The sequence below is a fragment of the Bacillus sp. SIMBA_026 genome, assembly GCF_046535335.1.
Lineage (GTDB): Bacteria > Bacillota > Bacilli > Bacillales > Bacillaceae > Bacillus > Bacillus velezensis.
The window spans coordinates 1-283 of the sequence record NZ_JAWRWX010000104.1; the positions used below are offsets into that span (position 1 = coordinate 1).

A 283-nucleotide genomic window follows, 5' to 3' on the forward strand; every position below is an offset into this window, starting at 1 on the left:
TTCCTGGAGGACATGGCAAAGGTTACTGCTGCCGAGCTTTCCGGTGAGGGGAACGCTCTTTCCTGCGGGGTCACTGTCATCCGTCAAAAGCGGCCCGTGGCGGTGGCCGCCAGCGACGCGGAGGCGCGGAATCTCGATGACCTGCAGAACAGTTTCGGGGACGGGCCGTGCCTGTCCGCGCTGAGGACAGCCACGGTCGTTCACGTTCCGGACGTGTACGGTGAGGACCGCTGGCCCCGGTACATGCGTGCTGCCGCCAACGCCGGAGTCGGCTCGATCCTGG

General features: G+C 66.1%; 1 protein-coding gene. It reads left to right on the forward strand.

All coding sequences use genetic code 11. The features are described from left to right. Positions 1 to 12: 12 nt before the first annotated feature. The coding region (locus SB847_RS20855) for a hypothetical protein (protein WP_410578495.1) at positions 13 to 283 on the forward strand (271 nt) is incomplete at its 3' end.